This window comes from Brenneria sp. hezel4-2-4, assembly GCF_013155275.1.
Lineage (GTDB): Bacteria > Pseudomonadota > Gammaproteobacteria > Enterobacterales > Enterobacteriaceae > Brenneria.
The window spans coordinates 254009-274196 of sequence record NZ_JABJXS010000004.1; the positions used below are offsets into that span (position 1 = coordinate 254009).

Genomic DNA, 20188 nt, shown 5'->3' on the forward strand with positions numbered 1-20188 from the left:
GACAGACCGGCAATTTACAATCCGGACAGAACCTTATCGATCAGCGGCCCCAGTCTGGCCAGTGAAGCCGGTGAGATAATGTCGATATGGCAACAATCCAGCTCAAACACCCGTAATCGCCGCACATAGGGAGCCCAGACGGCCTGCACATCCATCCCTTCCGGAAGCGAGCCTTTGGCGACAAACAGCGTGGCCTCCCCCTGATAGCGGGCGGTCCGGGTCTGCGACAGCAAACGCACCGAGTCAGCGTAATTGGCCTCAATATCATCAAACATACTCCGCTTTTGCCGCTCAAGGGCAAGATCCACCGTCTCCGCGCTGGCGGCCATAAACAAGTCGCGCTCATTGTCGACCTCCTGTCTGGCTTTTTCGTCCATTGATGCCGTCCAATCCTGGGTTTCCGGGGGATAGGTATCCAGCAGGCCGAGAAAAGCCACCGTCTCTCCCTGAGCCTGTAAGCGGGCGGCAATGCCCTGAGCCACGGTGCCGCCCAGCGAATACCCCATCAGATGATAAGGCCCATGCGGCTGCACTCGTCGCAGATTGACCAGATGGTGTTCGCAGACCTCGTCCATGGTGGCGCAACGGGCAATCGGCCCCTCCGGACGCGGCGACTGTAAGCCAATAACCGCCCAACGCGACGCCAAATAACGAGGCAGTACGCTGAACTGCCAGGCAAATCCGGAAGCGGGGTGAATACAGAACAGCGGGTGTCCTTCTCCGGATCGCAACGGCAGCACCTGATCGAATCCGGCACGCCGCATCTCCTCGCCGGCCCGCTCGCCGTCAAGCAACTGCGCCAGCTTTTCCACGCTCGACGCCACCATCAGTTGACCGACGGAAACCGGTTTATCCAGTTCGCGGCGCAGTTCCGCCGCCAACCGCATCGCCAGCAGAGAATGACCGCCCAACGCGAAAAAGTCATCGGTGGCATTCACATCGTCCCGCTCCAGCAAACGGGCGAACAGCCCGGCCAGTTGCGTCTCCAGCCCCGGACGCGGCGGACGTCCTCGCCGGCCTCCGCTCTCCTCGGGCAACGGCAGCGCTTTGCGATCAAGCTTACCGTTGGCGCTCAGGGGCAGAGAAGGCAGGATCACCACCGCGACCGGCACCATATGCGCGGGCAATTGTAAGGCCAGCGCGGCGCGCAGGGCCTCGCCATCCAGTTGCGCCGCCGCTTCGGGCACGACATAACCGACTAACTGACGGGCATCCGCCCCGGCCGTCGATCCGCGTTGGCCCAGTATTCTGGCCTGCACCGCCGCCTGATGCACGCCCGGCAGGGCCGCCAGCGCAGATTCAATCTCACCCGGCTCGATGCGCTGTCCACGTATTTTCAACTGATCGTCCCGGCGGCCGAGATACTCCACCTCGCCGCCCGGCAACCAACGCGCCACATCACCGGTACAGTACATACGCTTGCCAACCGCCCCCGGATCGGCGACAAAACGACTGGCGGTCAGTTCCCGTCGATGCAGATACCCCTGCGCCAGTTGCTCGCCGGTCAGGTAAAGCTCGCCGGCGACGCCTGGCGGCACCGGCCGTAACCAGGGGTCGAGAATACGCAGCCCGGTATTCCATACCGGCCGACCGATGGGCACGCTGACGCCGCTCACCGCCGACAGCGCCTGACTATAAGCATCGTGCCAACTGACATCGACCGCCGCTTCGGTCGGGCCGTAAAGATTATATAACGGTACGCCGGTCATCCTTTCCCAGACGCGGGAAAGCTCGGTCGAAAGCGCTTCGCCGCTACAGAACACCCGCCGCAGCGTCGCGCATGTCCGCACGGCATTCTCGTCGTCCAGCGCGTCGACAAAAGCCGCCAGCATCGAGGGAACGAAATGCATGGTGGTGATGCGGTGCTTTTCCGTCAGCGCCATTAACGCCGCCGGATCGCGATGGGCTTCCGGCGGCGCCATCACCAGCGTCGCGCCGACCATCAGCGGCCAGAAAAATTCCCATACCGATACGTCGAAACTGCACGGCGTTTTTTGCAACACCACGTCGTCCGCGCCCAGCGGGAATTGATGCTGCATCCACAACAGGCGATTGACGATAGCGTTGTGGGCAATCACCACGCCCTTCGGCCGGCTGGTGGAACCGGAAGTGTAAATAATGTAGGCGGGATGATGGGGAGACGGCGCCTGACGGCACGGCGGCAGGTCGCGATCGGCCGTCAGCAGGCTCCCATAAGAAAAGATCTGTCCCGATGCGGCGAAACGCCCGCGTTGCGTTGCGTCGGTGATAATCAGCCGCGGTTGCGCATCGTCAATCATCAGTTGCAGGCGCTCGTCGGGATAGCCGGTATCCAGCGGCAGATACGCTGCGCCGGCTTCAACCACCGCCATTAATGCCAGCGACAGAAATATCGAACGCGGCAGCGCGACCGCCACGGTGTCGCCGGGGATCACCCCGGCGGCCGCCAGACGCTGTGCGAGCCGTTCCACCTGTTCACGCACCTCGGCATAACTCAGCGAGTGTGTTTCATCCACCAGCGCAACGGCTTGCGGCGAGCGAACAGCCTGACGCGCCAGCAGCCCGCTCAAGGTATCCGGCATGACCTCATGCCCGGTTTGATTGGCGTGGCGCAGCATTGCCTGCTCCGACTCGCTCAACAGCGACAGCGCCGCCAGCGGCCGCTCAGGCGCAGCGACCAGTTGTCGGAACAGCAGTTGCAGGCGCAGCGCCATCGCGTCGGCATCCACCTGACCTGCGCGATACTCCAGGTGCAGCGACAGTGTATCGCCGGGAACGGCCATCAGCGTCAGCGGGTAGTGCGTATAACCGCGATTACACATGCTGGTGCAGCGCACCTCGCCGAAAGGACGATGGAGCAACTCGCCTTCATCCGGATAGTTCTCCACCACCAGCAGGGTATCGAACAGGGCTTCGCCTCCGGCCAGTTGTTGGATCTCGCCCAGGCCCAAATTGTCATGGGCCAGGAGATCAACCTGCTTCGGTTGTATTTGCACCAGTTGTTCCAGCAGGGCGCGATGAGGCTGTAAGCGAATGCGGACCGGCACCGTATTACTAAACAGGCCAATGTGATCGCCGGTCCCCGCCGGCCCGGCAAAGCGCCCGGATACCGGCGTGCCGAACACCACGTCGTCGCGGCCGCTGACGGCGCCCAGCAGGGTCGCCCAAATTCCCTGTAGCAGCGTATTTAGCGTCAGCCCCCAGCGCAGGCGCAGTGATTCCAGACCGCGTTGCAATTCCGGCTCCAACGTTACCGGCAAGCGGCGCATCGCGCCTTGCGTAGACGGAGCGTCGCCGAACAGCACGCAGGGCGCGACGTCCGTCAGCGTTTCGCGCCAGGCGGCTTGCGCCGGCCCTTTGTCGCGCGACGTCAATCGGGCGATCACCGCGGCGTAATCCGCCTGCGGCGTCGGCAGGGAAGCCGTCATACCGCCAAACACAAACAGCAGTTCGCGCAACATAATGGCGGAAGACCAACCATCGGCCACCAGATGATGCGCGACGATCAACAGGGTTGAACGCCGTGAGGAAAATTGCACCAGCACCGCCCTTACCAGCGGCGCATCACTGCCGTCAATCAGCAGATCGCGATCCAGTTCCTCCTGTTCGATCCGTTGCAGGTGCCGCTGTTGCTCCCGCTCGTCCATGCCGCGCAGATCGTGCTGGCGCCACGGCCAGCGGTTATCCGTAGACCGCCGGGGCAAAATTTGCAATGGCGCGTCGCACAGCGTGGTATCAAAGCATGCGTTGAGCTGCGGGTGACGATCCAGCATGCTGTTCAGCGCCGCCTTTATCCGCGCCGCCGTCAGCGCCCCGTCAAAATCAAAGCGACTCAAAGCGTTATAATTGCCGCTGCCGTCTCCCAGTTGGGCATGGAACAACAATCCCTGCTGTAACGGTAAGGTCGGCAAGACCCAACTGACCGGGCCGTATTTAGCGCCGACGCGCGCCATCAGCGCCTTGTCGTCGGTCAGCAGCGGCAACGTCGGGGGCGTGTCGTCATCGTGCCAGGCGCTCATGGCGGGCGCCATCGCCAGCGGAGTGCGCAGGGAGAAAATGTCCCTTGCCGACAACTGATAACCGGCCTGTCGCAGGGCATTAGCCAACATCATGGCCGAAATACTGTCGCCGCCCTGTAAAAAGAAATCCTCATCGGCGTAAAAAGCCTCCAGACGCAATACCGCGGCGATGGCATCGCACAACAGTCGCTCACGGGCATTTTGCGGCCGTCGCCGTGGTAATCGCTTCGCTTCGGGCTGCGGCAATGCGCGGCGATCAATTTTGCCGCTGCTGGTGATCGGCAACTGCGGCAGCACGACCAGTTGACTGGGCAGCATGTATTCCGGGATACGCTCTCGCAGCCGGGCATAGAGTCGCTCGCTGACCCGTTCCGGCTCCGCCGCCAACGCCTCGCCCACCGCGCAGTAGGCCGCCAGTTGAAAACGTCCCGCCGTTTCGCGGGTTACCACCGCGGCGCTTTCCACCTCCGGCAGCGCCGAGAGCGCGTTTTCCACCTCGCCCAGTTCAATTCGATAGCCACGGATCTTAACCTGATGGTCGATACGGCCGACGAAATCAAGCTGACCGTCAGCGCGCCAGCGTACCAGATCGCCGGTACGATAGAGTCGTTCGCCCTGGCCGAACGGCGAGGCGACAAACCGCGCGGCGGTCAACCCCGCTCTGCCAAGATAACCGCGCGCCAGTCCGGCGCCGCCCAGATAAAGCTCACCGATAGCGCCAACCGGCGTCGGCTGCAATCGGGCATCCAGCACCCAGACGCACATGCCGGACACCGGCCGGCCGATGACCGGCTCCGCGGCGTCCGCCGGATCGGCAATCACGCTGTCGACCGTACACTCCGTCGGGCCATAATAGTTGCGCGCCGCCACCTGCGGATGCTGCCTGAGTTGCTGCCACAGCGCAGGGGATACCGCCTCGCCGCCCAGCAGGATCATCAGCGGCTGATGCCTGCCCGACGCGAATAATCCCGCGGCCAGCATCTGTGTCAGCATCAACGGCGTCACTTCAATAATGTCGGTGCGCTGACGTTGGATCGCCGTTACCAGCGCCAGCGCATCGCGGCGGGTATCATCATCAAACAGATCCATTATCTGGCCGTCGAGCATCCCCAGCAGCGGATCCCAACTGGCGTCAAACACCCAGGCGGCGCTGTGCCCGGTATGCAATCGCCGGGTCTCTCCCCGGTCGGACAACCTCTTCGCCGCCGCCGCAAACGCGCCGGCCCGGTGGACGTTGAGCAGATTGAGCAGCGCGCCATGCGTATTCATCACCCCTTTCGGCCGACCGGTGGATCCTGAGGTATAGATGATATAAGCCAGATGATCCCCGCGCAGCGAAAACCCACGTTCGGCATCGTCCGGCGGCAGATCTCTGACTGCCGTCAGACACTCGCTGTCCAGGCACAGCGTGGGGATCGTCGCACAAGCGGCAAAGCGCGAACGCCAGGCCTCAATAGTTATCAACCGCTCTGGCTGGCTCTCGGCGATCGTCATCGCCAACCGCTCCGGCGGAGAATCCGCATCCAATACCATGATCACCTGACCGGCCATCATCACCGCCAGCATCGCCACCACGCATTCGGGGCCGCGCGGCAGTAGAATAGCCACCGGAGACTGCGGCTTTCCATCAAGCAACCTACGCGCCAACCGCGAGGCCCGTTGCCGCAGTTGACGATAGCTGATGTTTTCGTCTTTCCAACGCAGAGCGACCGCCTCCGGCTGCTGCGCGCATTGCCGCAGAAAGGCATCCAGCACCGAGGTTTCATGCTCAATGCAGCGGGTTACGCCGCCGTCGCTCCAGCGAGAGAGCCGGTCTCGCGCCGTCTCATCCAGCAGGCTGGCTTCGCCGACCGCTAACGAGGCATTGCCGGCGAACTGGCGCAGCAACAGCGGTAAACAGGCGGCGTAATCCGCCAGTTGCTGCTGCTGGTAACGCGCCTGGTTTGCCAACAGCTCCACGCTGAGCGCGCCGTTCTCGTCAATATACAGGTCGATCTCAAGGTCGCTTACCGGCCCCGATGCCAACGGGTGCGTGATGGCCTTAACGCCGTGGAACTCAAGCTGATAATCGAATAATTTGATATTAAAGGTCGGGCCCATCATCCCCTGGCTTTCGCCGATACGGCCGAGATCGCGCAACAGTTGTTCGCCATCGTAGGCCTGATGACGCCGTACCGCCTTAAGCTCCGCCGCCACGACGCGCGCCACCTCATACAACGTCGCGTCGGGATCGGCATAGATCGGCACCGGCAGGACATTCACTACCGGGCCGATGGCGTTTAATGCTTGCGACCCCATCCGGCGCATAAAGGTGAATCCCGCCGTATAGGCCGTTCTGCCGCCCAGACGCCCCACCCAGACCGCCGTCAGGGCCAGGGCGATTTCCATGACGCTTAGCCGCGTGGTCAGCGAGGGTGCCGTCAGTTGCGCAAAATCGTCGGCATCCAGACGCAGCGAATAACGCAACACATGCGGTGAAGGGCGACTATCGGACAGCGGCTGCGCCGCGAGGCTGACCGGCGGCGGCAACTGTCGACATTTGTCCAGCCAGAAAATTTTGTCGCGCGCGCAGGCGGCGACATGCCGCTCGTCAAGATATTCCCGCACCACGGCGGAAAAAGGCGTAAACGGCGACGGGCCGGCGGAAACGCCGTCACAGAGAGCATGATAGATATGCGCAATCCTGCGGGTCAGCGCGGTAAAACTGAAACCGTCGACCATCAGATGATGATAACGCTGATACCAGAACCAGCGTGCCGGAGCGGTGCTGAGGCGGAACAGGATATGCCGGTACAGTACCTCATCGCCGCCGGCCCGCAGATTACCGGCCAAATCCTGACGCATCATTGCCAGCGCCGCGGCGGGCGCATCCGCCTCATGGCTGAGATCGATGTATTCGGGATGGGGTAAATTACCGTCGTCCCCCGCCCCCGGCAGGATTTGCACCACCCCGCCATCCCGCTCGGCAAAACGCGCCCTGACGGTATCGGCCTCCATCAGCCCCTGCCGGATCGCGTCGAGCATACGGTCCGGCGTCAGTTCACCGTTGATGTCGACATAGTGGGCCACCGCGAAGGTATTCGACCAGGGCGAGAGTTGATCGGCGAACCAGATACCAGGCTGCGCAGCCACCATCGGCAACACTTGCAACGCGGTGCTGGTATCCGGGGATAGGGATGTATCGGTCATGAGCTAAAATCTCCTGGCTTGGTGAATTATGAGGCTTGTTGCGCATTGCGCAGACCGGCGGGCCGCATATCGGTCCAGTGGGCCTCAAGCCAGGCGACGCACTCCGCGCGCGGCAAGGGGCCCAGCACGGTTCGCCAGCCTGGCGGAATCGCCTTGAAATCCGGCCATAAGCTGTACTGCTCCTCATCATTCATTAGCACCAGGAAAGAATAACGTTCATCATCGAACGGATTTTGTATTTGCTGTTCCATGTTAGGGTTCCTGTCTGATAGGGGTGATTGGCCCCGCCGGTGAGTTGGCCTGCCAGTGCGGGAAATCCGGCGACCAAAGAGCCGTCAGGCCGTCAATGAGTCCGCCCCGCCAGCACAGGGCGTCGTGACCGCCGGTAAACTCCCTGTAACACAGAGGGTGGTGGGTATGGCGCAATACCTCGAACAGGCGTTGATTAACCCGGTGGATCAACGTCTCGCGCCGTCCGGCCTCCATAAAGATTTTCAGTGTGTCGCGACTTCCCAGCCCCTGTTTAATTTGTTCAATCAACCAGCATTCACCGTCTGCGGCTTCGGTTGCCTGGATCAGATCCTGACGCGGCCACCAGAAGGAGCCGGATTGACTCAGCACGCAGCCGAAACGTTGCGGCCAGTGTAGTCCGGCGAACAGCGCCGCCAGCCCCCCATAGCTTTGTCCGGCCACGATGGTGGTGGCGGCCTCGTCCTGATAGGCGCACATGTCGGCGATCTGCGGCAACAGCTCTTCCTGTAGCGCCAGCCAAAACCGATCGTTACAGGTCAACTCCCTGCTCCGATGCGCGCTATCTATCGCATCGATCAGCAGATAAACCGCTTGCGGCAACTGCCCGGATTGCGTCTGTTTCATCAGCGCCGACCATATGGGCATACCGGATGCCCAGAACTGGCCGTCCAGCAGGATCGCCAATGGACGCTTATCGGGCTGCGCGTCACCGGTAGTGAAAATCCAGACGGTGCGAGAGTTGCCAAGGCGCTGGCTGTGCCAGCGATAGGATTGCAAGCGCGCCGCCGGAGGCTGGCGGCCGAGGCCGAGATCAAAGTCGCGCCAGGCCGGTTGCGGCGGCGCATCGGGCAGATGCAACCCCGACAGGGATTGCCCACGGCTGCCATGCCAGAAACTGTGTCGGTTGAGGGGATCGTGCGTCGCCCGGTTCAGCGTCTTGCACCACCACTCCCGCTGCGCCAGACGCTGGCTGCGGCTATCTCCCTCAGGCGGGTTAAAACGCTGATGGTCGGCGGCGGGGATAAAGGAATAGCTGCCGCGCCAGTCCGATGCCAGAATGGTGCTCCAGTGCCAGACATCGGTGCCCGGCAAACGTTCCATGGACTCCGGCGACATTTTATGGTGGTCGGTAACGCAATTAATATCTATCCACACATAGCGAGTGACGGATGTGCGCTCGCTGCCTTGCGGATCGCGCCAAAAGAAAGTAACCCGGTAATGGCCGGTCGGAAGTCTTTCCAACCGCGGTATCTCCCCCTCGCTCAATTCACGCCACCATGCCTCACTGCCGGCATCATGCCGATGCAGCATCAATTGAATCGGGGGTTGCTCAGCATAGTGATTCATTGAAATTACTCTCTCTGCCGTGAGCCGATTTAATCGCGTTCTCCCAGGTTGCTCTGAAACTTGGATGTGATAACCCGGAACAGCGATGTAAAAGAGGGTTGACCACCATGGCGACCGAAACGATCGCCATGGTCTGTTCAGTGATGAGAGGCGCTACCACTCATAATTCACCGTCGCGGTAACCGTACGCCCGATACCGTAGAAGCAGGCGGTGGCGGAAGCACACGAGGCGACATATTTTTTGTCGAACATATTATTCAGATTGATCTGCGCCGACACGCCTTTCAGCGATGGCGTCAGACCGCCCAGTTCATAGCTGACTTTCGCATCGTATAAGTCGGCGGCGGGAACTTTAAAGGTGTTCTGGGCGTTACCCTGGCTGGTGCCGATATATCTGGCGCCCAGACCAAGACCGAGACCGTTCGCCGCGCCGGAGTGGAAATTATATTCCCCCCACAGTGAAGCCATATGCGAGGGAATACGCGCCGGGGTTTTACCTTGCGTACCGGCCACGGTGGTTTTGACGGTTTCGGAATCGATATAGCTATAGGAGGCGATCAGGTTGATGGATTCGGTCAATGCCGAATGCACTTCCGCCTCCAGTCCCTGATTGCGGATTTCGCCGATCTGTTCAAACCAGCCCAGGCTGCTGTTATAGGTGGACACGTTCTGCTGGCGCAAATCGTAGAGCGACAGGCTCATCAAGGTATTCCAGCCCGGCGGCTGATATTTGACCCCGACTTCCACCTGTTTGCCGGTGGTCGGATCAAAAGGCGCAGCGCCCGGCGCACGGTTGGTTTGCAGGTTGGGTTCGAACGACGTGCTGTAGCTGATATACGGCGAAACGCCGTTATCGAAGGCATACAGCAACGCCGCGCGGCCGGTGAACTTGTTATCGTTTTGCTGGATCTGAGTGCTGTCGAGATAGTCGTTGGTGCGTACTTCCGTCCAGTCGTAGCGCCCCGACAGCAACAGGTTCCAGTTATTCCATTCCATTTGATCCTGCGCGTAGACGCCGAACTGATCCAGCGTCTGTAACTCATCCGTTGCCTTGCTCAGAGTGCTCTCATCCACTGATATACCATAGCTGGGAGAGGACCAATCAATTTGGTAGCTGGTACTGCTGCCCCGCCACAGTTTCTGCCGATCCTTATTCCATTTATAGTCAAGGCCGGTCAACACCAGATGATCCACCGCCCCGGTGGCGAACTGGGCCTGTAACTGATTATCCAGCACAAACTCATCGGTATCACGCTCTTCTACCTGAGCGCGTCGGTTCAGCACATAGGTACTGGCGGAGTTTGCATAGACAAAGTATTTGTATTTCTGATTGATATTGGCGTAGCGCGCATTTTGCCTGAAAGTAAATATCTCGCCGAAGTTATGTTCAAACTCATAGCCAATAGCGGATTGCTCGCGCTCTGACAGATTAAAGGACGGATCGCTGACATTAAAATCACGGGGAATATAACCCCGCTCGGTGCCGAATACCGTACCCACCGACGGCAGGAAGTTGCGGTAGCCGGCATCGGGATCTTTCTGGAAACTGGTCAGCAACGTGAAGCGGGTATCGATATTGGGATACCAGGTCAGCGACGGCGCAATCGCGTAGCGCGTCTCTTTGTAATCCTTGACCTGATTATTCTGGGTGCGCGCCAGACCGTTGAGGCGATACAGCAGGGTATTGTCATCATTCAATGCGCCGCCAAAGTCAAACGCCCCCTGGGCCAGCTCATTATTGCCGCCTTTGATCTGGACTTTGCGTATCGGGGTGGCCGTCGGACGTTTGCTGGTCATACTGACCAGGCCGCCGGGATTGACCTGGCCGTAGAGCACCGACGCCGGGCCTCTGACCACTTCCACCCGCTCCAGCAACCAGGGTTCAATCACTCCGGTTTGCGACCCGGCCGAACCGCCGAAACTCAAACCGTCCAAAAATCGCGGTACATAGGAAAATCCGCGAATAAACACCTCATCATAACGGTTGGAACTGCCGCGGTACTCAGAAATCACCCCGGCGGAATAGCGCAACGCCTGCGGAACCGAGGACACATCCTGCGCATCCATCTGATCGCGGGTGACAACGGAAATAGATTGCGGCGTTTTTATCAATGGCGTTGCGGTTTTACTGCCGGCCTGGCTGGTGGTCGCCACCATTCCCTTAAGCGGCGCGGTGGGCGATTCATTTGTTGTTCCGGCGACCACTGTGATGGTGTCGCCCTGTGAGCCGGCCGTTGTGTCTGCCGCCATGCCCGGAACTGGGTGCACTATTGCCAGTACCCATCCCATATGCAAGCAGGCATGAAAACTTTTTTTATGCTTTATTTTCATATAATTAACCTTTGCGCAATATTGTTAACATCATCCCATGTAACCCTATTTTTTTGCCAAAAAACCTTAGCACAGCAAAAATGCAAAATGCTAATGATATTTATTATCATTAGCATTTTTTTAATTAGCGGCGGAATTTTGGTTTTTTAATGCCTGAGCAGGCATATGGGATGTGGGCTTATCGGCAACGGTCAGGCGATAGCAACACCCGGGATCGGGTGGTAACGTCCACACGGCACAATCAGCGGCGTGTGAGATACCGGGTCGTCAATAATCACGCAAGGCATGCCGAACACCTGTCTGATCAGGTCGGCGCTGACGATCTCGGAAGGTTTCCCTTGCGCCATAAGCCGTCCGGCCTGCATAACGATCAGATGGTCGGCATAACGACAGGCCTGATTCAGATCGTGCAGCACCGCCACCAGCGTACGGTCATGTTGCTGGTGAAGATCGCGAAACAGATCGAGCAGATCAATCTGATGCGCCATATCCAGCCAGGTGGTGGGCTCATCCAGCAGCAACAGCGAGGTCTGCTGCGCCAGCACCATGGCTATCCATACCCGTTGGCGCTGACCGCCAGATAGTTCATCCACGCTACGCTCAGCCAGTGAACTGACGTTGGTGGCGAGCATCGCCTGCTCTACCGCTTCCTGATCCGCCGCGCTCCACGGTTTCAACAGGTTCTGATGCGGATAGCGCCCGCGCGCCACCAGATCAGCCACCGTGATGTTATCCGGTACGATGGCATGCTGCGGCAGCAGGCCGATTTGCCGGGCCAGCGCTTTAGTGGGGAGATGATGAATGTTTTTGCCATCCAGCAGCACCTCTCCCGCCAGCGGTTTCAATAACCGGCACAGCGCCCGCAGCAACGTGGATTTACCGCAGGCATTAGGGCCGATAATCACACTGAATTGATTATCCGGAATGGTGACGCTCAATGCTTCGGCGATGATTTTTTTATCGTACGCAAGCGTAAGGTCGGTGGCGTGCAAGAGACTCGTCATCAATGCTTTACTCTTCATAATTGCCGTAAAATTTTAATTAATCATCATGCCAGAAGTCTTCGTGCCTATTCTACGTACATGATGTTTCACCTCAGGGTTTTCCCGGATTTTCCTTCTCCGTATCCTCGCCATCATCTTCTTTCACCGGCGTACTGGCGGTCAGCAAATAGGGCGACTGCTGCCAGCGGGTGCGGCGGTTCTGCAACAGGGTACGGGTTAGAATGATGCCGATCGCCAGCGACAGCAGAATCATCAAGCGCAGAATATTGGTGGTGTTGTCCACCTGCTTGGCTTCGGTCTCCAGCACGTGCGTATCGAGCGTAATACGTAGAAAACCGATCGGACCGTCTTTGCCCTCAATGGGCTGCACCAACTGATAGTTAAAGTAACTGCCGACCCGATTGCCATCCAATGCCAGCCGATCCCGGAGCTGAACCTGCTCGCCGGCGCGGGCGATCAACGAACCATCCTGCTGATAAATGCCGGCATCCAGAATACGGCTATGATCGGTAAGTTGCTTAAGGATATTATTGATTTTCAGGCTGTTATCGTCAGCGCTTTCCATCAGCGGAGAGAGGCTGTAGGCAACCTGGCTGGTCAAGGTGCGCGCCAGCTCTTCCACCTGTTCGGAGCGCGCCATCTGGTGACTCAGACTAAAATAAGAAGCGCCCTGCATCAGTATCACCAGCAGAGCTAAGCAAATCAGCACAATGGCTGTGCGATGTAGGCGAAATTTTACCCGTGCCCGAACCATGATAATCCTTACGCAAATTGGATACTTTATGTTGCCAGAAGCGTCGACGATAGGATAGCTTGTTGCCCTGTTTTCCGACCGATATGTTTTGTGGCTAAACGGATGCACACGCCGAACAGGATGCGCCCGGCCACATTATTACCGCCAGTAGAGGATCTGCCCCATGTCGAATAGTCTGACCTATCGTGATCTCCCGAACGAGATTAACTGTTGGCCGGGACTGCCGCTATCGCTGAGCGGTGATGAAGTGATGCCGCTCGATTACCGCGCCGGCGACACCGGCTGGTTATTATACAGCGACGTCCTCGATAAAAATTTACTTGCCCGCTACCAGCGCAGACTGGGGGCCGCAATGGTGATTGTCAGCGCCTGGAATGTGGGTGATTATCAGGTGGTGCGGCTGGCCGGCACGCTGACGCCGCGGGCCAAGAAGCTGGCGCATGAACTGGGCCTGGACGTATGCCCGATGCGTAACGCGCCGACCCTGCGCGCGCCCGGCCTGCTGGTGATGGATATGGATTCCACGGCGATTCAGATCGAGTGCATTGATGAGATCGCCAAACTGGCGGGAACCGGCGAGCAGGTTGCCGAAGTCACCGAACGGGCGATGCGCGGCGAACTGGATTTTGCGGCCAGCCTGCGTCAGCGGGTAGGCACGCTAAAAGGCGCCGACGCCAATATTCTGCATGAGGTGCGTAAAACCTTGCCGCTGATGCCTGGCTTAACCAACATGGTCGCTCAACTTCAGCAGGCGGGTTGGCACATCGCCATCGCTTCCGGCGGATTTACCTATTTCGCCGATCATCTGCGTGAGGAACTGGGCCTGGTTGCCGCGGTCGCCAACGAAATGGGTATGCGGGACGGTAAACTGACCGGCGAAGTCATCGGCCCGATTATCGATGCGAAATTTAAAGCGAACACCCTGCGCGAACTGGCGGAAAAACTGGACATTCCGCCACAGCAGACCGTCGCCATCGGCGACGGCGCCAACGATCTGCTGATGATCAAAGCCGCTGGCTTGGGCATTGCCTATCATGCCAAACCGAAAGTCAACGAGCAGTCCGCCGTGATAATCCGCCATGCGGATCTGACCGGGGTACTGTGTATCCTCAGCGGCAGCATGAGACACGAAGAACGTTAATCCAACCGAGGTCAACCGTGGCAAAAGCAGTCAAACGCGCCTTTGTATGTAATGAATGTGGAGCTGATTATCCGCGCTGGCAGGGACAGTGCAGCGCCTGTCATGCCTGGAACACCATTACCGAAGTTCGTCTGACGGCGGCGGCCTCTTCACGTTCCGAGCGTCTGACAGGCTATGCCGGTGAAAGCGCCGGTATCAGCCGGGTGCAAAAACTGTCGGAAATCAGTCTGGAAGCGTTGCCGCGTTTCTCCACCGGTTTTCAGGAATTCGACCGCGTATTGGGCGGCGGCGTGGTGCCGGGCAGCGCGATCCTGATCGGCGGCAACCCCGGCGCGGGTAAAAGCACCCTGCTGCTGCAAACGCTGTGCAAACTGTCCGAACAGATGAAAACCCTGTACGTGACCGGAGAAGAGTCATTGCAGCAGGTGGCGATGCGCGCCCATCGCCTCGGCTTGCCGGCGCAAAACCTGAATATGCTGTCTGAAACCAGCATCGAACAAATTTGCCTGATCGCCGAGCAGGAACAGCCAAAGCTGATGGTGATTGACTCCATTCAGGTGATGCATCTGGCCGATATTCAGTCTTCACCCGGCAGTGTGGCGCAAGTGCGTGAAACCGCCGCCTATCTGACCCGCTTTGCCAAAACCCGCGGCGTCGCCATTATCATGGTCGGTCACGTCACCAAAGATGGTTCGCTGGCCGGCCCGAAAGTGCTGGAACACTGTATTGACTGTTCCGTGTTGCTGGATGGCGATGCCGATTCCCGTTTCCGCACCCTGCGCAGCCATAAAAACCGCTTTGGCGCCGTCAACGAGCTGGGCGTATTTGCCATGACCGAACAGGGACTGCGTGAAATCAGCAACCCTTCCGCCATCTTCCTCAGCCGTGGCGATGAGATCACCGCCGGCAGTTCGGTGATGGTGGTGTGGGAAGGCACACGCCCGCTGTTGGTGGAGATTCAGGCGCTGGTGGATCAATCGATGATGGCCAACCCGCGCCGGGTGGCGGTCGGGCTGGAGCAAAACCGGCTGGCCATTTTACTGGCGGTGCTGCATCGTCACGGCGGCTTGCAGATGTCGGATCAGGACGTGTTCGTTAACGTGGTGGGCGGCGTCAAAGTCACCGAAACCAGCGCCGATCTGGCGTTGCTGCTGTCGCTGGTCTCCAGCCTGCGCGATCGCCCGTTGCCGCAGGATCTGGTGGTGTTTGGCGAAGTCGGGCTGGCGGGGGAGATCCGTCCGGTGCCCAGCGGACAGGAACGTATCGCGGAAGCGGCCAAGCATGGTTTTAAACGCGCCATCGTTCCCCATGCCAATATGCCGAAAAAACCGCCCGCCAATATGCAGGTTTTCGGCGTCAAAAAACTGACCGACGCGCTGGATATCCTGAACGACCTCTGAATCCCATATCCCCCGGCTCCGCCGGGGGGATCAAGTGATAAATCGACTCGCCATCCTGACTCGTTAATCTGGTAAGGGGTATCCCGTTTGGCCGGGTTTTAGTATCGCGCTTTTTTTAGCAAAAACCGTGAGGGGGAAAATTCATGCAGGAGGATGGCAAGGAAAATCAACGCTCCACCGATATATTGCACGGGCGAGGAGAGCTGCCCTAAAAAAATGGCGCTGAAAAGAATGGCAAAAACCGGCTCGGATAACTCGATTAATTGCACCGATTGGCTCGACGTCAGCGTCAGCGCTTTGGTCGTGCACCAGAAACCGCCGATAGTGGGCAAAATAGCCAGCAGGAGCAGCATGACGGCCATTTCAACCGTGACAGAGGCCGCCAAAGAGGAAGAATGTACCGGGAAATAGAGGTAGATGCTGCCGAACAGGAGCAGCGTACACATCTGCGGCATCCCCGCGCCCAGTTTCAGCTTTTTGGACAGAAACAGGAATAAACCATACCCGATACCCGCGAGCATGGCATTGATGAGACCGACGGTGAAAGAGAGTTCGATGCCGCTTTCATCGGAAAAAATCAGGTACAGTCCGACGATGGACAAGGTTATGGCCTGGATTTCTTTCCAGGAAAATAAGCGCTTTTCAGCTATTGCCGAAAGCATAAAAGAAAAGACGGTCGCCGTACCAAACAACATGAATACGACGGTGGCTACGTTCGTCGTCGAATAGGCACTGGTTTCGAAGTGATACAGCATAAAAAAGCCAAAGAAAGAACAAATCAGCACCACATGCCAGTGTGACTTTATGAAATGGAACAGAGCGGCTCTTCTGGCGGAACTCATGATAATGACAAAGATGATAGCCAACCCGATAAGGCATTTGTAAAACGCCACCTGGGCTGGTGAAAGTCCTGTCTGAAATAGTTTGACGCTCAAAACGCCCACGGTTCCGTTGAAAATAGCGGCTAACAGCGCGTAAACGATCCCGGCAATCTTATTGGTATTCACGGTTTCCGCTCCTGTCATTTTTTACCGCGTCCAAGTTCTTTATTATCTTTTTCCACAATGATTCGTTGTTATTGGCAGAAAGGAAAATGCCGCCCATGCGTTGGTTTCTTTTTCTATAGTCGATGTCCTGCATCATTATTTCGTGAGCCTTCTTCAAATTCCAGAACGGAATACTGGGCATGAGATGATGTGTCAAATGATAGTTTTCCGCGTGCATACCGGTGAAAAACAATTCCGCTTTTGCGCTGAATCTGTTCCAGGTTTTATCAATATCATCGTCATTATCGATAATAGGATAATGTTCAGCAAGCTCAATAAACCACCCAATCATAGGGAAAGTGGTAATAAGAGGAACAATCCAATAAAAAAATACGAATAGTCCAAAGCCCGCCGCTCTGTGCTATTTTGTTTAGCACACTAAACTGGAGCGTCGGACTATGTCGCCATTCGATTATCTGAAATCCGCCATCCGGCAAAAGGGATGCACGTTGCAGCAGGTCGCTGATGCGACAGAGATGACCAAGGGCTATCTCAGCCAGTTGCTGAATGCCAAAATCAAAAGCCCCAGCGCGCAGAAGCTTGAAGCCCTGCACCGCTTCCTCGGGCTGGAATTCCCACGACACGAAAAAAAGATTGGCGTGGTCTTCGGCAAATTCTATCCGCTGCATACCGGCCATATCTATCTGATCCAGCGCGCATGCAGCCAAGTGGACGAACTGCATGTCATTCTGGGCTACGACGAACCACGCGATCGTCTGTTGTTCGAGAACAGTTCCATGTCGCAGCAGCCCACGGTCAGCGATCGGCTGCGCTGGCTGCTGCAAACCTTCAAGTATCAGAAAAATATCCGTATCCATGCTTTTAACGAACAGGGCATGGAGCCCTACCCGCACGGCTGGGACGTGTGGAGCAAAGGGATTAAGGCCTTTATGCGCGAGAAAAGCATCGAGCCCAATTTCGTGTACACCAGTGAAGAACAGGATGCCCCGCAGTACCGCGAGCAGTTGGGTATTGAGACGGTATTGGTTGATCCCCAGCGTTCCTTTATGAGCATCAGCGGTTCGCAGATCCGTCATGATCCTTTCCGCTATTGGGAATACATTCCGACAGAGGTCAAACCGTTCTTTGTGCGCACCGTCGCCATCCTCGGCGGCGAGTCCAGCGGCAAATCCACGCTGGTCAACAAGCTGGCGAATATCTTCAATACCACCAGCGCCTGGGAATACGGCCGCGATTACGTGTTCTCTCATCTGGGGGGCGACGAAATGGCGCTGCAATATTCCGACTACGATAAAATCGCGCTGGGTCAGGCGCAGTACATTGATTTTGCCGTGAAATACGCCAATAAAGTGGCGTTTATCGACACCGATTTTGTTACCACACAGGCGTTCTGCAAAAAGTATGAAGGCCGGGAACACCCGTTCGTGCAGGCGCTGATCGATGAGTATCGCTTCGATCTGGTTATTCTGCTGGAAAACAACACGCCGTGGGTGGCCGACGGATTGCGCAGTCTCGGCAGTTCAGCGGCACGCATGGAATTCCAGAATCTGCTGACGGCCATGCTGGAGGAAAACGATATCCGCTATGTCCACGTCGAGGAATCAGACTACGATACGCGTTTTCTGCGCTGCGTTGAGCTGGTGCAGCAGATGTTGGGGCACGAAAGGCACCCGGCGCTGGTGGAAAATCACTCTTCCGCCTCCCACCGCCAGTAGCGCGAGGGGGTGATGATTTCCGGCAGCGGGATATCCCAGCGCTCAACAGGCAACGCCTCTACGTGCTGGCAATCATGGGCCAGACCAATCGGGTAAGGCCCATACCGCCGCCAGTCCCGCAGGGTGCGGTCATAGAAACCGCCACCCATTCCCAGCCGTTGCCCCTGGCTGTCAAACGCCACCAGCGGCGTCAACAGCACGTCCAGCCGTTGCAGCGGCAATACCTGGCGCACATCCAGCCGGGGTTCTAAAATCTTCAGCCGATTGACCACCAGCCGCGTATCCGGCGCATAACGCAGAAACAGCAAATGCCCGGCGCTGAAAGGGTGCAATACCGGCAGGTAAACCCGCTTGCCCTGCCGCCACAGCAGATCGATCAACGGTTGCGTGTTCAGCTCGCCGTCAAAGGCAAGAAATACCGCCACGCTGTCGGCCTGCCGGATTTTCGGATGCTTGATGGCCCGCTCGGCGCCCTGTTGCGCAAACTGCGCCTGTTGCTCGGCGCTAAGCTGACGACGGCGCTGCCGCACGTCCTGACGGATTTGCTGACGAAGTTGAGCGGAAGAAAGCGATGGCGTGGATGATGAAATCGGCTGCATACGAGAAGGTAATCGCCGTGATTGATCACAAATGAAAGAAAGGGAATCTCCGAGATGCCGCCGCAGGCTGTAACCCTTGAACCCTTGGTTCAAGGTGAACATAGCGTCGCAGTCTTAAGGCTTCTCGGACGAACCGAGCATGCTCACCAACCGCGGAGCACTACATTCTGTTGGTTTGAAATATCGGCTCAGGGGACTGACCCGCTGACGAACATCTCAGAGAAATTTTATTCGTTACTCGCGATAAACCTTATCACGTCTTATCGCGTAAAAACACCGAACTTTTGTTAAAACTCGCGGTTACTCAAACTGAGCGCCCTGACGATCGGTAATGCGCCCCTGCTCCAACAGCGCCTGTTCGATGGTCTGTTGCAGCATACGAATCCGCTGTTCCATGTTGGCGGCATAGTCGCGGGTCTTACCCCGTTCCTGCGCCAGTTCATGGCACACATTCAGCGCGGCGATGAAAACCAGCTGCTCTGTGTTGGTGACTCTAGTGCGAACTTTAAGATCTTGCAACCGCTGGTTAAGATCTTCCGCAGCCTGATTCAACGCTTCCTGTTGTTCCGGCGGACAATTGACTCTTAACGAACGGCCAAAAATCTGAATATCTACGGGTTGTGCAGACATACCACCTTCCTGACTTATTTCGTTTTCGCGCCCGCCTGGAATAAATCCTGCGCTGCCTGACACGGGCCAGTTAAAGCGGGCGTCACTATATATATCCAAAATATAAGATACAAGCCCTTTCTGGTATACCCCCAGAGCTTGGTGGTAGCATATCACGAACCAATCCTGCCAACGATGACGAATCCGCATGTCTATAGAAAATACGTTTCCAGGCTATGCAGCCCTTGACACACTACTTCACCAACAACAGATCGCGCTGACCGCGGCGGAAATGCACGGGTTAATCAGCGGGATGTTGTGTGGCGGCAACCATGACGACAGCTGGAGAACGCTGGTATTCGAGCTGACCAATGAGGGCATGGCCTTCCCGCAGACGCTGTCTCAGCCCCTTCAGCACCTGTATCAGGTGACACGTGAAACGCTTGAAGATGAGGGTTTCATGTTTCAGCTTTTCCTGCCGGATGACAATAGCGAATCGGTGACCGTTTTTGACCGGGCCGATGCGTTGGCCGGCTGGGTAAACCACTTTTTGCTGGGTCTGGGCGTGGTGCAGCCGAAGCTGAACAAAGTACAGGGCGAGCTGAAAGAAGCGATTGACGATTTACGCCACATTGCCCAGCTCGGTTATGACGAGGATGAAGATCAGGAAGAGCTGGAACAATCGCTTGAGGAAGTGATCGAATATGTGCGCGTCTCCGCCATTTTGTGCCATAACGAATTTATGAGCCAGCCGATTGCGGCGCCGGAACAGAAAAAACCGACGCTGCACTAATCCCTCGCCAAACCAGACCGTGGGATAGCGAACAGTACGCAATATTTTC

The 20188-nt window shown here is 57.6% G+C and carries 13 protein-coding genes, 1 other RNA gene and 1 pseudogene; 4 read left to right on the plus strand and 11 right to left on the minus strand.

Features of this window, described 5'->3' with window-relative positions; translation table 11 throughout:
* Window positions 1-14: 14 nt before the first annotated feature.
* The 6 genes from HOY33_RS10925 to HOY33_RS10950 all read right to left on the minus strand — a co-directional run bounded on the left by HOY33_RS10925 (window position 15) and on the right by HOY33_RS10950 (window position 12875).
* Window positions 15-7187, minus strand: coding sequence for a non-ribosomal peptide synthetase (locus HOY33_RS10925; RefSeq protein ID WP_172290242.1), 7173 nt, complete (start codon window positions 7185-7187; stop codon window positions 15-17).
* Window positions 7188-7213: 26 nt separating this feature from the next.
* Entirely contained in the window at window positions 7214-7438 is a 225-nt protein-coding gene (locus HOY33_RS10930; RefSeq protein ID WP_172290243.1) for an MbtH family protein, read from the minus strand.
* A gap of 1 nt (window position 7439) precedes the next feature.
* Window positions 7440-8786, minus strand: a complete 1347-nt coding sequence (gene fes / locus HOY33_RS10935) for an enterochelin esterase (protein ID WP_172290244.1) — start codon at window positions 8784-8786, stop codon at window positions 7440-7442.
* Window positions 8787-8939: 153 nt separating this feature from the next.
* The gene (locus HOY33_RS10940; protein WP_253906963.1) at window positions 8940-11036 is read right to left on the minus strand and encodes a TonB-dependent siderophore receptor; all 2097 of its coding nucleotides are present in this window, start codon (window positions 11034-11036) and stop codon (window positions 8940-8942) included.
* A 272-nt stretch (window positions 11037-11308) separates the two neighbouring features.
* Complete coding sequence (locus HOY33_RS10945; protein WP_172290245.1) at window positions 11309-12121, minus strand: ABC transporter ATP-binding protein; 813 nt, start codon at window positions 12119-12121, stop codon at window positions 11309-11311.
* A 91-nt stretch (window positions 12122-12212) separates the two neighbouring features.
* Window positions 12213-12875 (minus strand): YtjB family periplasmic protein, encoded by a 663-nt coding sequence (locus HOY33_RS10950; protein ID WP_172290246.1) that lies wholly within the window; start codon window positions 12873-12875, stop codon window positions 12213-12215.
* Window positions 12876-13038: 163 nt separating this feature from the next.
* On the opposite strand from HOY33_RS10950, the gene serB reads away from it, so the two are divergent.
* Both serB and radA read left to right on the plus strand, forming a co-directional pair.
* Window positions 13039-14016 (plus strand): phosphoserine phosphatase, encoded by a 978-nt coding sequence (gene serB, locus HOY33_RS10955; protein WP_172290247.1) that lies wholly within the window; start codon window positions 13039-13041, stop codon window positions 14014-14016.
* A 17-nt stretch (window positions 14017-14033) separates the two neighbouring features.
* Window positions 14034-15416, plus strand: coding sequence for a DNA repair protein RadA (gene radA, locus HOY33_RS10960; RefSeq protein WP_172290248.1), 1383 nt, complete (start codon window positions 14034-14036; stop codon window positions 15414-15416).
* 98 nt (window positions 15417-15514) lie between these two features.
* Here the strand turns inward: radA and HOY33_RS10965 are convergent, their stop codons facing one another.
* Together HOY33_RS10965 and HOY33_RS10970 are read right to left on the minus strand one after the other, a co-directional pair.
* On the minus strand, window positions 15515-16423 hold the full coding sequence (locus HOY33_RS10965) for a DMT family transporter (protein WP_172290249.1): 909 nt from the start codon (window positions 16421-16423) through the stop codon (window positions 15515-15517).
* Window positions 16410-16793 (minus strand): annotated as a pseudogene (locus HOY33_RS10970) (fatty acid desaturase); the annotation flags it as partial. The pseudogene HOY33_RS10970 and the gene HOY33_RS10965, both read right to left, overlap by 14 nt.
* A 67-nt stretch (window positions 16794-16860) precedes the next feature.
* Between HOY33_RS10970 and nadR the strand changes: the two are divergent.
* On the plus strand, window positions 16861-18138 hold the full coding sequence (nadR, locus tag HOY33_RS10975; protein ID WP_172290250.1) for a multifunctional transcriptional regulator/nicotinamide-nucleotide adenylyltransferase/ribosylnicotinamide kinase NadR: 1278 nt from the start codon (window positions 16861-16863) through the stop codon (window positions 18136-18138).
* Here nadR and HOY33_RS10980 read toward each other — a convergent pair.
* The 3 genes from HOY33_RS10980 to zapA all read right to left on the minus strand — a co-directional run bounded on the left by HOY33_RS10980 (window position 18111) and on the right by zapA (window position 19367).
* Window positions 18111-18737: a 5-formyltetrahydrofolate cyclo-ligase gene (locus HOY33_RS10980; RefSeq protein WP_172290251.1), complete on the minus strand. Its 627-nt coding sequence runs from the start codon at window positions 18735-18737 to the stop codon at window positions 18111-18113. The genes nadR and HOY33_RS10980 overlap by 28 nt on opposite strands.
* Window positions 18738-18779: 42 nt before the next feature.
* Window positions 18780-18963, minus strand: a non-coding RNA gene (ssrS, locus tag HOY33_RS10985) — 6S RNA.
* Between the two features lie 74 nt (window positions 18964-19037).
* Window positions 19038-19367: a cell division protein ZapA gene (gene zapA / locus HOY33_RS10990; protein WP_048639681.1), complete on the minus strand. Its 330-nt coding sequence runs from the start codon at window positions 19365-19367 to the stop codon at window positions 19038-19040.
* Window positions 19368-19554: 187 nt separating this feature from the next.
* On the opposite strand from zapA, the gene HOY33_RS10995 reads away from it, so the two are divergent.
* Complete coding sequence (locus HOY33_RS10995; protein WP_172290252.1) at window positions 19555-20139, plus strand: YecA family protein; 585 nt, start codon at window positions 19555-19557, stop codon at window positions 20137-20139.
* The last annotated feature ends 49 nt before the right edge of the window (window positions 20140-20188 follow it).

What these genes read in the sequence shown, in the direction of transcription:
- HOY33_RS10945 (WP_172290245.1), bottom strand. Translation starts at nt 12,121, where the DNA reads ATGACGAGTCTCTTGCACGCCACCGACCTTACGCTTGCGTACGATAAA.
- serB (WP_172290247.1), top strand. Translation starts at nt 13,039, where the DNA reads ATGTCGAATAGTCTGACCTATCGTGATCTCCCGAACGAGATTAACTGT.
- nadR (WP_172290250.1), top strand. Translation starts at nt 16,861, where the DNA reads ATGTCGCCATTCGATTATCTGAAATCCGCCATCCGGCAAAAGGGATGC.
- HOY33_RS10980 (WP_172290251.1), bottom strand. Translation starts at nt 18,737, where the DNA reads ATGCAGCCGATTTCATCATCCACGCCATCGCTTTCTTCCGCTCAACTT.
- fes (WP_172290244.1), bottom strand. Translation starts at nt 8,786, where the DNA reads ATGAATCACTATGCTGAGCAACCCCCGATTCAATTGATGCTGCATCGG.
- HOY33_RS10940 (WP_253906963.1), bottom strand. Translation starts at nt 11,036, where the DNA reads ATGGCGGCAGACACAACGGCCGGCTCACAGGGCGACACCATCACAGTG.
- zapA (WP_048639681.1), bottom strand. Translation starts at nt 19,367, where the DNA reads ATGTCTGCACAACCCGTAGATATTCAGATTTTTGGCCGTTCGTTAAGA.
- HOY33_RS10925 (WP_172290242.1), bottom strand. Translation starts at nt 7,187, where the DNA reads ATGACCGATACATCCCTATCCCCGGATACCAGCACCGCGTTGCAAGTG.
- HOY33_RS10950 (WP_172290246.1), bottom strand. Translation starts at nt 12,875, where the DNA reads ATGGTTCGGGCACGGGTAAAATTTCGCCTACATCGCACAGCCATTGTG.
- HOY33_RS10930 (WP_172290243.1), bottom strand. Translation starts at nt 7,438, where the DNA reads ATGGAACAGCAAATACAAAATCCGTTCGATGATGAACGTTATTCTTTC.
- HOY33_RS10995 (WP_172290252.1), top strand. Translation starts at nt 19,555, where the DNA reads ATGTCTATAGAAAATACGTTTCCAGGCTATGCAGCCCTTGACACACTA.